The 13,079-nt window shown below is 37.3% G+C and carries 12 protein-coding genes; all 12 read right to left on the reverse strand.

The annotated features are described in order from the left end of the window. Positions 1-1,224 (reverse strand): ABC transporter substrate-binding protein, encoded by a 1,224-nt coding sequence (locus tag WJN01_RS09840; RefSeq protein WP_445196985.1) that lies wholly within the window; start codon positions 1,222-1,224, stop codon positions 1-3. Continuing rightward, positions 1,217-2,356 carry a CaiB/BaiF CoA transferase family protein gene (locus WJN01_RS09845; RefSeq protein WP_445196986.1) on the reverse strand — a complete coding sequence of 380 codons (1,140 nt, stop codon included), beginning with the start codon at positions 2,354-2,356 and terminating at the stop codon, positions 1,217-1,219. The genes WJN01_RS09840 and WJN01_RS09845 overlap by 8 nt, the downstream gene beginning before the upstream one ends. Beyond that, entirely contained in the window at positions 2,356-3,501 is a 1,146-nt protein-coding gene (locus WJN01_RS09850) for a CaiB/BaiF CoA transferase family protein (RefSeq protein WP_445196987.1), read from the reverse strand. Before WJN01_RS09850 ends, WJN01_RS09845 begins: the two co-directional genes overlap by 1 nt. A gap of 11 nt (positions 3,502-3,512) precedes the next feature. After that, positions 3,513-4,652: an ABC transporter substrate-binding protein gene (locus tag WJN01_RS09855; RefSeq protein ID WP_445196988.1), complete on the reverse strand. Its 1,140-nt coding sequence runs from the start codon at positions 4,650-4,652 to the stop codon at positions 3,513-3,515. 24 nt (positions 4,653-4,676) lie between these two features. Beyond that, positions 4,677-5,834: a four-carbon acid sugar kinase family protein gene (locus tag WJN01_RS09860; RefSeq protein ID WP_445196989.1), complete on the reverse strand. Its 1,158-nt coding sequence runs from the start codon at positions 5,832-5,834 to the stop codon at positions 4,677-4,679. After that, a complete protein-coding gene (pdxA, locus tag WJN01_RS09865; RefSeq protein ID WP_445196990.1) occupies positions 5,834-6,859 on the reverse strand; it encodes a 4-hydroxythreonine-4-phosphate dehydrogenase PdxA in 1,026 nt (341 codons plus the stop codon). The genes WJN01_RS09860 and pdxA overlap by 1 nt, the downstream gene beginning before the upstream one ends. Before the next feature lie 11 nt (positions 6,860-6,870). Further along, positions 6,871-8,019 (reverse strand): iron-containing alcohol dehydrogenase, encoded by a 1,149-nt coding sequence (locus tag WJN01_RS09870; protein ID WP_445196991.1) that lies wholly within the window; start codon positions 8,017-8,019, stop codon positions 6,871-6,873. A gap of 16 nt (positions 8,020-8,035) precedes the next feature. Further along, entirely contained in the window at positions 8,036-9,574 is a 1,539-nt protein-coding gene (locus WJN01_RS09875) for a sodium:solute symporter family protein (protein WP_445196992.1), read from the reverse strand. A 21-nt stretch (positions 9,575-9,595) separates the two neighbouring features. Continuing rightward, complete coding sequence (locus WJN01_RS09880; RefSeq protein WP_445196993.1) at positions 9,596-10,444, reverse strand: dihydrodipicolinate synthase family protein; 849 nt, start codon at positions 10,442-10,444, stop codon at positions 9,596-9,598. Positions 10,445-10,632: 188 nt separating this feature from the next. Further along, positions 10,633-11,880, reverse strand: coding sequence for an ornithine--oxo-acid transaminase (gene rocD / locus WJN01_RS09885; protein ID WP_445196994.1), 1,248 nt, complete (start codon positions 11,878-11,880; stop codon positions 10,633-10,635). Between the two features lie 139 nt (positions 11,881-12,019). Further along, positions 12,020-12,406 carry a DUF6768 family protein gene (locus WJN01_RS09890; RefSeq protein ID WP_370476415.1) on the reverse strand — a complete coding sequence of 129 codons (387 nt, stop codon included), beginning with the start codon at positions 12,404-12,406 and terminating at the stop codon, positions 12,020-12,022. After that, entirely contained in the window at positions 12,396-12,953 is a 558-nt protein-coding gene (locus tag WJN01_RS09895; RefSeq protein ID WP_445196995.1) for an RNA polymerase sigma factor, read from the reverse strand. The genes WJN01_RS09890 and WJN01_RS09895 overlap by 11 nt, the downstream gene beginning before the upstream one ends. Positions 12,954-13,079 lie beyond the last annotated feature (126 nt).

Raw genomic sequence — 13,079 nt, forward strand, 5'->3', positions numbered from 1 at the left:
TTATAAAATTTTTTGGATGTTGTTTTGGGTCTCTTCAAGTAATTCTTCAGATGGTATTGAACCATTGATAGCTTTCAAAACCATGTGGTCTATCAATTCAGCAACTTTTGGCCAAACGGGGGTTTGTGGTAATGTTTTGGCATTTTGATGAAGCATGCTCAATTTATGATAATATGGAATGGTGTTGTTAATTTCGAAATCATTCCAAGTGGATTTTCTACAACCAATGCCGCCTTCATTTGTGAGCATTTTGTCACTTTTTGGAGTTGTAGCAAATCTTAAAAAATCATAAGCCAAATCTATGTGCTTACTTCCTAAACCAATGGTATAAAGCCAATAAACGTTGAGCGATGCGGAGTGGTGATTTTCATCATGTGGCAATTCTGCAATATCCACTTTACCCTTAACTTTCGAAGCTTCTATCACTTCACACATAGAGGCAAATCCAAACCAGTTAATGGCCATGGCCGATTCACCTGTTGCGAAAGCCATACCAGCTTCCACCGAACCAAAGTCCTTTGATTTTGGATGGGTTGTTTTTTGATTGTTCACAATTGAACGATAAAAATCCAAGGCCTTAATAGCTTCTGAAGTATTTATATTAATTTGACCGTTTTTATCTAACAGCGAGCCACCCCGTGTCCATAATTGCAAACAAAAATCGAATACCATATTATGTCCATCGGGGTAATTAGCAAATACACAACCGAAAAGATTTTCATCTGGTCTGTTAAAAAACTCCGCTATTTGGGTGAATTGTTGCCAGGTTTTTGGTGGTTGTAAATCGTAACCGAATTGTTCTTTAAAATTGACCTTTTCTGTTTCACCTTCAAACAAATCCTTTCTGTAAATCAAACATTCTGGCCCGTCATGAAATGGTAAACCGTAAACATTTCCATTGATTTCTTGCAAATGAAGTAATGATTCATGCCAACCTTTTGGAAAATCCTGTGGTGGATTTTTTTTAATATAGGGTGATAAATTTTCAACTGCCTTAGCATTAACCGCATCAAAAATCCAATCGGTGTTAATGTGGGCGATGTCCCAATCACCGTTCTGCAAGCCTTTGTTTGTTAGAGTTGCTTTATATAAATCATGAAGTTCCAACGGAATCATTTCAGCTTCAACACTAATATTATTTTCAGCACAAAATGCCTCCCACAACTTTTTCAAAGTGGTTTCAAAAGGTTCAAATTTTCTAACGGCAATCCTTATCTTATCCATGCATCAATTCTTCTAAAATTTTATCGTTATGCTCTCCTAATTTCGGGGACCCTTTACCCGAAGTGAACAATTCGCCGTCAATTTTTATGGGGCATCTTGTGGTTTCATATGTATACCCATCTCCCATGGTTACTTTTTGGATAAAATCCAAAACCTTAAAACCTTCTTCTTCGAAAAGCTCTTGATAATTCAACACTTTAGCACACCAAATATCAGCAGGTTCTAAAATAGACAACCAATAATCGCCTGTTTGGGTTTTTAGATGTTTTGCCAAAATGGCCTTTATTTTATCGCGTAAAGCGAATTTATTTTCAGGAAACTGAAGCAACTCATTACACTTTAGAAGTTGCGCTAGAACTGAAATGGATCCCATGGCCAAAGCCAAATAGCCTTCTTTCGTTTTATAGATACCATAAGGAGCACCTAAGTAGGCATGGGCGTTATTGCTTTTGGTGCGAACGGGGAGTTCGCCACCGTCATTAAAAAATGTTGTGATGGTTTCAAATTGAAAATCGATGGCCGATTCTAGCATACTTACCTGCACCAAAGCACCAGAATTATTAACCGTTTTTCGGTATAAAGCCGCCAAAATACCTTGTGCTAAATGAGCGCCTGCCAACATATCAACAATTGATAGCCCCATGGGTACAGGACCATCGTTTTGATTTCCTGTTAACCAAGTTAAAGCAGTAAGTGATTGTAGCAGCAGATCTTGCCCAGGATACTCTTTTAAATCGGGATGGTTGCCATAACCAGAGATTTCGGCATAAACCACATTTGGGTTAATAGCTTTTACGTCATCGTAACTCAGGCCAACGCGTTGCATAACATCAGGTCTGAAATTATGCATTACCACATCGGCTTTTACCAATAATTTCTTTATAATCCTTAAATCCTCAGCTTTTTTGAAATCAGCCGCAAAAGACTCTTTATTTCGGTTGATCGTATGAAAAATGGACGATTCACCATTCATAATTAAATCGGAAGTATAAAGTGAGCGACAAATATCACCTGTTCCTGGTTTTTCAATTTTTATAACACGCGCACCCAAATCGGCCAACCGCAAACTGGCTGACGGTCCAGAAAGAAACTGGCTAAAATCTACTATTAAATAATCTTCTAAAGGCTTCATCAATTGCTTAAAAATTGTTCGTAAATCTTTTCATTATCCTCCCCAACCTTCGGAGCTCCCTTTTTTGAACTTAAAATAGTTCCATTAATTTGAATAGGACTTCTTGTGGTAGTCATTGTTTCGCCTTCAGTATTTATAACGGTTTGCCTTAGCTGTAAATCATCCATAAACGCTTTACTGTTCAAATCTTGATAGTTCAATACTTTTTCACACCACATGCCATTGCTCCGTAACAATTTTATCCAATAATCTGATTTTTTGGTGGTGATTCTAGCACGCAATATTTTCCGAATCGCCGCCCTGCCAGTAAACCATGTTTTTTTATTTGCATACTTACTTAAATCAACTTCAATAATGCTTCCCAACAACAATAAATCGCCCATTGCAATGGCCAAATAGCCATCTTGGGTTTCGTAAATGCCGTAAGGCGCACTTAAAAAAGCATGGGCACTACCCCGCACGTTTCCCCTATTAGCCAGTTTTCCACCGTTATTTAGAAATATGGTAAGCGCCTCAAACTGTACATCTAGAATAGACTCCAATAAACTCACCTCAACCAAAACACCATTACCTGTTTTTGTTCGTTTTAACAAAGCTGCCAAAATGCCTTGCACAAAGTGATTACCGCACATTAAGTCGGCCACAGCCAAACCAAATGGTACAGGCCCTTGAATGCTTTTTCCACTTAACCATGTTAACCCAGAAAGTGATTGCACCAATAAATCTTGCCCAGGTTTGTTGGCCCAAGAGCCTTTATCTCCGTAGCCTGTTATGGCCCCATAAATTATTTTAGAATTGATTTTCAACACATTATCAAACGACAAGCCAATTTTTTCCATAACGCCTGGCCGGAAATTGTGTGTCATCACATCGGCTTGTACTATGAGTTTCTTTACCTGTTCTAAATCTTCAGGATTTTTTAAGTCAGCTGCAAACGATTCTTTATTTCTGTTGATGGTATGAAAAAGCATACTGCTATCGTCAACATATAAATCCTTTATGCTTAATTGCCGACAAGCTTCACCTTTCATAGGGCGTTCAATTTTAATAACGCGAGCTCCCAAATCGGCCAATTTTAAACCAGCTGATGGCCCAGCCAAAAACTGTGAAAACTCCAATATCAATAAACCTTCTAGTGGTTTCAATCTTTATTACATTAATATGTTAATGATTCTCTGTAAATTTCATTCATCTTGTCAACTGCAGCTTCAATGGACGTTTCTCCTGTCATTGCCTCATGAATAACAGGACTTGCTTCATCCTGAAAATGCATATAACCGTAATATTGCGGACGCATGGTAGCTTCATCTAATGTTTGCAAGGTGTCTTTAAAGAAGTTATTGCATTGACTGTTTACTTCTTCACTTAACCATGATTTTCGGTGTCCTGGTTGACCCCCAAAATCGAAATACAAACCTGATTGTGTCTTTTCTAAGGCTGTAAATTCAGCATATTTCATAGCTATTTTAGCATGTTCTGTTTTGGCAGATACAGCAATTCCCGCTCCACCTAATGTAGAACGAAGTCGTTTTCCGTTGAAAGTAACCAAACCTCCTGCTTTTAAAACATGGTTGGCATAATTTTTCTTTGAATAATTGGAATAGCCATAATTAAACGGACTATAAATAATATCATCCGTTTGCGTCATATGTTCATAAATCTTAATTGGATTCATGTCCAAGCAAAACGATGGTGCCAAATCCAACAATTCTTTATAAGTTTTTATAGCATCAATCATTATTTGACGAGGCGCTACTTCGTTTTGATTTTCAAAAACTTCGGCACCCAAAGCAATGCACATCATGTAATGGTGCATTAAGGTATCTATGGGAATGGACGCAAAAGCCACTTTTCCTGTTCTCGCCAAATCCAAAAGCTGCTTCCAAGTTTTAGGGATTTGTACGTTATGCTTTTTAACCAAATCTTCCCTCCAAGTCGCAATGGGTGTTGCAGCGTCAGTTGCCAAAGTCCATTGCTTCCCTTCAACATGATAACTGGCATTGGATTTACCCACGCTATTTTCGGCCAATTCCTTTAAAAAATCGTTACTTAAATAATCATCAAAAGGCAACAATACTTTATCTCGTGCAGCAATAGAGACATGCGGATTGTCCATAATCAGCAAATCGTATTGATTGGTCAATTCATCCAAAGGCGCATCTGCAAAGGCCTGTAATGAACGCTTTTCCCAAGTAATCCTAACATTAGGGTTCAGTTCTTCAAAACGTTGCGCGGTTGCCACCACCGAGGTAAACCCCCGTGTATGGTTCCATGCTATGCCTTTTAAGTGTATCATAAAATTTATTCCCTCTTAAATATACTAATTAAAAAATCCTTCTGGCCATTTATAGCTTCCAGGTTTTAAGGTGATATGTTTTTTTGGATTTGAATTATTTTGCATCCTTACCACTCCCCAAGCCAATTCTTCCGTAGGAGTGAACGAATTCCAACCTAATGTATTAAGCATATCGTAGGCCGTAGCACCTCCTTCAATAAAAATTTCATCAATATCTGCACGTTTTATGAGATGCTTAACAACAGTACTGAGCCTGCTTTTTAAAATTTTCCAACTGTCTTCAAATGATTGAATATCATCTGAAACACGAAGTACTAGCTTCTTGTTTTTATAATAAATTTCAGATATTTTGTTGTCGAAAACATTTATAACATCTGTTTTAATCTCCTTTTGAAGCATCTCATTTGAAAAATGCACTACCGGACAGCCCATTGTTTGATGGCTTTTTGCAAATTGAATACTATCAGGATACATACTTCCTGAAACCAAAATATAATCTCTTGAAAAATGGAGCTTTTTTAATTCTGTTTTGTTTGAAGCGATTTTTAACTTGATTAAAAATTGTTCGAAAAAAATGGCACTTCCTCCAATGACAAAATCATCTTGATAAAGTTTTAGATTTTTCATTAAGTCTTCTTCAGAATTGCAATCTGGAATGTAAATACCCTTTAAGTCAATTTTTGTAATATTTTCTGTATGTACCGAGATATCTTGTTTTGAAGTTCTACTCAAAAGCAACTTTTTAACAGATGATGTTTTTGCGGGAAAATCTGGATCTTTTGAAAAACCTGTTTTTTCAATTTCTATATCATTAACATAATACATGCCTTCATTGATGACTCGATTTGAAACTGGATTTGAGGGCTGCAACAAAACGGTTGATTTCTCCGAAGCATCCATTAATGCCGACAATTCGGTTAATACATATCCACGGAGAATAGAATCGCATTTTTTAAAAATAATTTGATTTTTGCTTTTTTGAATGACTTTTTTAGCCAATTGCCAATGAATTTGATAAGCCTCTGCTTCTGACAATGAACGTGAATCCGTTGCAATAATATTCACTTTCGCTTCCCTTTGAGACATAGTATCAATACCAAAAGTTGTATCAATACCATAACGTAAACAAATACCTGCGATTTCAGCTGCTCCTGTTAAATCATCGGCTATAACGGTAATCATTATTTTTTATGTTTTGCCATCACAATGGCGTAATCTATGGCAACCAACATGGCATCGGCAGAAGCGATTCCTTGTCCTGCAATTTCAAAAGCCGTTCCATGGTCAACTGAAGTTCTAATAATGGGCAACCCTAAGGTGATGTTCACACCTTTAACACTTTTCATAGTTTCCTTTTCGTTGTCCCACTTAAATCCTTCCAATTTAAAAGGAATATGCCCTTGGTCGTGATACATAGCAATACAGCCGTCAAACTTACCTTGAACGGCTTTGACAAACATGGTGTCTGGCGGAAAAGGTCCTTGGGCGTCATAGCCTAATTCACGAGCTTCTTCAATAGCAGGAATAATTTCTTTTACCTCTTCATCTCCAAACAATTGGTTTTCGCCTGCATGTGGATTTAACCCAGCCACTGCAATTCTAGGTTTTTCAATTCCGAATTTTTGGCAAGCATCATGCAGTAAAGTAATCACTTCAAAAACACGTTCTTTTTTACACAAATCGCAAGCTTGACGCAAGGAAACGTGGGTACTGACATGAATGACCCTAAAGTTTTCATCAGCCAAAAGCATGGCGTATTTTTTAGTTTTGGTATAATCCGCATAAATTTCGGTGTGCCCTGAATATTTATGCCCTGCTTTGTGAATGGATTCTTTATTAATGGGTGCTGTAACCGTAGCATCAATTTCGTTTGCTAAAGCCAATTCAATATTTTTTACCACCGCTTCAAAAGCCGCTTTACCAGCCATGGCAGTTACAACTCCTGGTTGTAATTCTTCAATGCTTACATTTTTTAAGTCAAAAACATCAATGGTTCCGCATTCAAATTTGGCATCGCTAACAGCTTCTATTGCATTGATTTTTAACGGTGATTTTAATGCTTTTACTTCATTCTGCATGGTTTGGGCATCACCAACCACCAATGGGTTACAGCGCTTGTAAACATCTTGCAACGCTAGAGTTTTTATGATTATTTCTGGGCCTATTCCAGCTGGGTCGCCCATTGAGATTCCTATTTTTGGTTTCATATGTCCCAATTCTAAAGTAATTTTTTATAAATATTTATGGCATCTTGTCTCGTCACTTCCCTCGGATTGTTTTTCAATAAACGAGTCACTTTCATGGCAATATCTGCCAATTCGGGCAATACTTTTTCGGTGATTCCTATTTCCGATAATTTTTGGGGAATACCGCATGCTATGGACAATCCTTCTATTTTCTCTATTCCTAATGAAGCTATATTTTCATCTTTACCGTTCCATGTTATTCCTAAAGCTCTGGCTACTTCGGCATGGCGTTTTGGATTTGAAGGAAGATTGAATCGTAACACTTCTGGCATCAAAATAGCGTTTGACAAACCATGTGCAACGTGGAATTTTCCACCCAATCCGTATGATAGCGCATGCACCGCAGCAGTATTAACAGGTCCCAAACACAACCCTCCATACATGGAGCCCAAAAGCATAGCCGAACGGGCTTCAATATCATTTCCATTTTGATATGCCTTTAAAAGATTTTCAGAAATTAATTGAACACCTCTTAACGCGTAGGTATCAACCGTTGGATGCGCAAATTTATTGGTATACGCTTCAATACAGTGGGATAAGGCATCAATACCTGTTTCAGCTGTTAATTTTGGCGGCAAACTTACCGTTAAAGCCGGGTCTAAATAGCACGCATCTGGCACTAAAAACGGACTGATAATGCCACTCTTGGCATTTGTAGCTTCATTTAACAAAATTGCATTTGGCGACACTTCGCTTCCCGTACCCGAAGTGGTTGGTATACAAATCAATTTTATTTTTCTTCCGTTCAAAAGGCCAATACCAACAACGTCCTCAAGCCTTTGGGTATTATTAATTAAAGCTGCCAACAATTTGGCACAATCCAAAACACTTCCTCCGCCAATACCAATAACGCAATCTGGATTAAACCCTTCATTTTCTTCCAATAATGTATTGAATTGGGCAAAGGTGGGCTCGCCAACAAATTTATATTCTACTAAACTGACCTCTTTATTTTTTGAACGAAGAACGTTCCCTGTTTCTTCCACGGCATACATTAATGGCGTGGCGACCAATAACAGTATTTTATGAGAAGTTTCCAAAATAGAATCTTCAGAAAGTTTACCCAAAGAACCTTCTCCAAATTCAATTTTTCCAGGTTGCAATAAGGTTATTGAATTCATGTTCTAATCTTAATCTTTATATATTTTTTAATTTAAAATAACCATAAATGGTCAATTCATCTTTAACAGGTTCCGATTTAAAAAGAAAGCTCGCAAAATAGCCAACAACCAGTACAATTAAATGGCTATAAACCCCAAGCATATATTTATGATGTGGAAAATTATATGTGCCAAAGTCCAAAATCAATGAATCGTTGATTTCAGTAGTGGTCAAAACAGCATATGCAGTGAACACTACGCAGGCTAAAATACCAATGTGCAGCCCTTGTTTGTTGGCTCTTCGTGAGAACAGGCCTAACATAAAAATGCCGACAATACCTGCTGAAAAAATGGCGTACAGTTTGAATACTACACCTAAAACCCCTTGCCCATCCCAAGCGGCATAAAGTAAAGCGACAATAGACATAGCTATACCTGAGAAAAGCACCAATAAACGACCAACCATTAAACGTTGTTTATCAGTACAATCTGGATTAAAGCGCTGATAAAAATCTTCAACACCAATGGCTGCCAAACAATTCATATCAGAGTCCAAACTGGAAACTGCTGCGGCAATAAGTGCAGCCAAAACCAAACCAACAGCACCAACTGGTAATTCTGTTCCTATGAAATAGGTAAAAACTTGATCGGACTTTAAGCCATCAGGTAAGACGGCCCCACCTGTATTGTAAAAAACAAACAATAATGACCCAATAAGCATAAACAATGCCCAAACCGGCACACTCGCAAATACACCTATATAAGCCGCTTTTTTCGCATCTTTATCACTTTTTGCCGTAAGGTAACGTTGAACAATGGTTTGATCGGTTCCATATTTTTGCAATGCATAAAAAGCACCGTTAATTACCAAAACCCAAAACGTCAGTTCTGTAAATGTAAAATCGTATGGCCCAAAATCAATTTTCTTCATGGCAAAAGCTTCATCAATCATGAAACCCGCTCCGCTGTCGGATTTAAACAAGAGGATGCCTATACACAATAATCCTCCTCCGATAAGCAAAAATCCCTGTATAACATCCATCCAAATAACAGCCTCTATTCCACCTAACAAGGTTAAAAGGATGATCACAATTGTAAGACCGATTATAAATGTTGTAACATCAATTCCTGTGAGAGTAGCCAAAGCCAAACTCACCAGATACAATACAGTTCCCATTTTAGAAAAGTGGGTCAAAATAAACGCAACAGAACTGTATAATCGTGCAAACGGACTAAAGCGACGTTCAAAATATTCGTAGGTACTCAATCTAATAACCTTTCGGAATAGCGGCACAATCACCCAAACCAATCCAATCAGGACAATAGGCACCATTAAACCCTGAACTAATAAAATCCAGTTCGATTTGTAAGCTGCGGCGGGATATGCTAAGAACGTAACGCTGCTGATTAACGTTGCAAAAATGGAAATACCAATGGCCCAGGCAGGAATAGTTTTGCTTCCTGAAAAATATTGATCGGAACTTTTTTGACGGTGGGCAAAATAAAATCCAGCCCCAAGAGTAAGGGCTACGGAAATGACGACAATGACAATGTCAATCCAATGAATATTTAACATTTTAGTTTAGTTTAGCTGGTTTTACTCTACCTCGGTTAAAGGTGGCATCATGGTTTTATTACACAATCCTTTTTTGTTCATTAAAGCCTTTAAAACCGCCAAGGATTGACCCAATGATTTGTCTTTTTGATATTGTTCTGCAATAGTATCTGTTTCCTTTTGCCATTTTTCACATTCCTCCCAATCTTTATTCAATGCAGCTTGGTACATTTTTTTATACATTTCTGGCACATAGTTGCCCGTACTTGGCACAATGCCATCGGCTCCCAATTTTAGGCTTCCGTAACTTTGCGCTCCCCATCCGCAGAAAAAAGAAAAATTTTCATCATTGCCATAGAGGTCTATGCAGGTTTTCATTCGTTCCACATCACGTTCAGAATCCTTTAAACCCCAAATGTTTGGGTGATTGGATAATTTTTCAACCACTTCCAAAGGAATTGACATTTGCGTTGTCGCCTTAATGTTATACATCATTAACGGGCCATAAATATTGTCTGCAAGGGTCTCATAAAAAGCAGTCATTTGGTTTGCCGTAAGTCCGTAATAAGACGGCAGCGTAGCCACAACACAATCTGCACCCAAGCTTATATAAGTATTTCCACGTTCTATAAGATTATTTACGTGGTTGCCTACCAATCCAGCATAAATGCACTGCCCTTCCGATTTTGCTTTAACGGCAGTTTCTACCATCCTGTAACTTTCAACTTCCCCAATAGAGCTAGATTCACCTGTAGTCCCCAAAACGAGTGGGTGTATTCCGTTTTCAGCGAAAAGTTCAACTAAAAGTTTTACCGAATGTAAATCCACAGTTAAATCTTCATTTAATGGGCTAATCATGGGCACAACAACACCAGAGAAACGTTTTTGCATATTAATGAAAAGGCATTTAAAAATTGCAACATGCAATATTGCCATTTAAATAATATTTCGGTGTTATTTTTGAGCGTCGACCGATTTTGTAAAATTCATAAGTGAATTTTTCCATCAAAAGACCATAAAAAAAGGTGCATTTCTCAATGATATGCACCTTTTTTGTTCAACATCCTTTTGTTTATCAATTATACACTTTCAAATTGCTGAAGTGTTTTCGTTATAATATTTACACAATCCAATAATTGCTCTTCGGTCATAACCAATGGGGGTGCAAAACGGATAATATTACCATGGGTTGGTTTTGCCAATAAACCATTGTCTCGCAATGCCAGACAAATATTCCAGGCCGTATCGCTTTCTTCATCATCGTTTATGACAATGGCATTCAATAAGCCTTTCCCCCTAACTAGGTTAACTATGTTACTGGTTCTTATGTATTTGTTCATTTCGCTACGGAACAATTCACCCAAAGTAAAAGCATTTTCGGCCAAATGTTCATCCTTTATTACCTCCAAAGCGGCCATGGCTACAGCAGCTGCCACGGGATTTCCACCAAAAGTACTTCCGTGGTTACCTGGTTTTATAACTTTCATTATTTGATTATTTGCCAAAACCGCAGAAACCGGATAAACACCACCACTTAAGGCCTTGCCTAAAATTAAAATGTCCGGGGTTACTTGCTCGTAGTCTACTGCCAATAACTTTCCTGTACGCGCAATGCCGGTTTGGACTTCATCAGACATAAATAAAACATTGTACTGTTCACATAGTGCCTTTGCTTTTGCAAGGTAGTTTTCGCTTGGCACATAAACGCCTGCTTCGCCTTGAATTGGTTCCACCAGAAAACCTGCCACATTTGAATTGCTCTTCAAAGTCGTTTCTAAAGCATCCAAATTATCATATTCAATTTTAATAAAGCCCTTTGTATATGGACCAAAGTTTTTTCGGGCAACTGGGTCGTTACTAAATGAAATTATGGTTGTTGTACGTCCGTGGAAGTTATTTTCGCATACAATGATTTCAGCTTCATTTTCATCAATGCCTTTTACTTCATATGCCCATTTTCTACATAGCTTTAAGGCGGTTTCTACAGCCTCAGCCCCTGTATTCATGGGTAAAAGTTTATCGTATCCAAAGTATTCGCAAGCAAATTTTTCAAATTTACCGAGCATATCATTGTAAAATGCTCGTGAAGTTAGTGTCAAGGTTTGTGCTTGCTGTGTCATGGCATTGACAATTTTGGGATGGCAATGCCCTTGGTTTACCGCCGAGTAAGCCGATAGGAAATCGTAATATTTTTTTCCTTCTACATCCCAAACATGAACACCTTCACCTTTTGCCAAAACCACAGGTAATGGATGGTAATTATGTGCACCATACTTGTTTTCTAAATCTATCGCCTGTTGCGAAGTTAATTGGTCTAAAACAGCCATTTTAATAAAATTTAAATTGATAAAACAACCATTCCTTCTGTACCTTTATTCTTTCGTGGAATCCGAAAAAGCAGCGTGGGAGAGAAATCATCCCTGGATAGGCGTGCAAGTTAGTAAATATTAATGGCTCCCAAAAGTCTTATTCTGAGATTTTTGCCGACAGTGATGACACCTGCAATTCTAATCTTTTTATTTCGCGAATAACAGCATTTTTGTGAATTTGCATCCAAATGTAGATTTTAATCATGCTCATGGTTAAAAAACACATAATTACTGCACCTACCCATAGAATTAAATCATTTGTTTTTTCAACATCCATGGTTTGAATAATACAATAAATAAGAAGCCCAAAAACCAAGGCATTGAAAATATTCATAACTAGTGCCACCCAAGAGTTTTTGCCTTTAAACACGCCCCATAGCATTTGAAAGAGGTTTTGTTCATCCAACTCATCATAAAACTTAGCTTCTTCTTCTGTAAGCGTTTCTTTAATTAATTTGTCAATGTCTTCCATCTTAGTTTTCATAATTTCTATTTTTAAATATTGTTTTTAATTTTTCTCTCGCATGGAACAATCTCGATTTTGCAGTTCCAATTGAAATATCTAGCATTTCACTTATATCTTTTAATGAATAGTCTTCAACATAAAACAACTTAATAACAACTTGTTGCTGTTTGGGCAACTTCTTTACAGTTGCTAAAAGTGCACGCTTCAAATCTTCATAATCCGTATTTACATCTATGGTTGTCAGTTCTTGTTCATAACTATAAACTTGATGTTTTTCAATCGTTTTATTGTTCAGATTAATCCAATCAATAGATTTTGTATAGACGATTCGCAAAGCCCAACTGCCAAAACTTTCAGGGTTTTTAAGGTCATTGATTTTGGCAATAATCGTCTTCCAACTATCTTGAGCTATGTCTTTTGCTGCATCAGCATCTTTAACCAACCAAAAAGCTTTTTCGCAAAATGTTTTGTGCCAGTTTTTTACAAGGCCATTCAATGCGCATAAATCGCCCGCTTGATAATCTGAGACTAACTTACTGTCTATTATACGTTCTTTTTCACTCATCAAATGAATCCATCATATATCTTAAAGACATACAAATTCAAAAAAGGTTCAATTAATTTTCTAGAAAATGAAATTCAATCAAAGTTAACAGAAAATAAAACGATATTTTTTCTGGCTATTATTACA

Source organism: Tamlana sedimenti (assembly GCF_038148895.1).
GTDB lineage: Bacteria > Bacteroidota > Bacteroidia > Flavobacteriales > Flavobacteriaceae > Tamlana.

Bases quoted from the DNA above. Each gene is read 5' to 3' on its own strand.
- WJN01_RS09890 (WP_370476415.1), bottom strand. From the start codon at position 12,406: ATGAAAACTAAGATGGAAGACATTGACAAATTAATTAAAGAAACGCTT.
- WJN01_RS09870 (WP_445196991.1), bottom strand. From the start codon at position 8,019: ATGAATTCAATAACCTTATTGCAACCTGGAAAAATTGAATTTGGAGAA.
- WJN01_RS09895 (WP_445196995.1), bottom strand. From the start codon at position 12,953: ATGAGTGAAAAAGAACGTATAATAGACAGTAAGTTAGTCTCAGATTAT.
- WJN01_RS09860 (WP_445196989.1), bottom strand. From the start codon at position 5,834: ATGATTACCGTTATAGCCGATGATTTAACAGGAGCAGCTGAAATCGCA.
- WJN01_RS09875 (WP_445196992.1), bottom strand. From the start codon at position 9,574: ATGTTAAATATTCATTGGATTGACATTGTCATTGTCGTCATTTCCGTA.
- WJN01_RS09840 (WP_445196985.1), bottom strand. From the start codon at position 1,224: ATGGATAAGATAAGGATTGCCGTTAGAAAATTTGAACCTTTTGAAACC.
- WJN01_RS09855 (WP_445196988.1), bottom strand. From the start codon at position 4,652: ATGATACACTTAAAAGGCATAGCATGGAACCATACACGGGGGTTTACC.
- WJN01_RS09880 (WP_445196993.1), bottom strand. From the start codon at position 10,444: ATGCAAAAACGTTTCTCTGGTGTTGTTGTGCCCATGATTAGCCCATTA.
- WJN01_RS09845 (WP_445196986.1), bottom strand. From the start codon at position 2,356: ATGAAGCCTTTAGAAGATTATTTAATAGTAGATTTTAGCCAGTTTCTT.
- rocD (WP_445196994.1), bottom strand. From the start codon at position 11,880: ATGGCTGTTTTAGACCAATTAACTTCGCAACAGGCGATAGATTTAGAA.
- pdxA (WP_445196990.1), bottom strand. From the start codon at position 6,859: ATGAAACCAAAAATAGGAATCTCAATGGGCGACCCAGCTGGAATAGGC.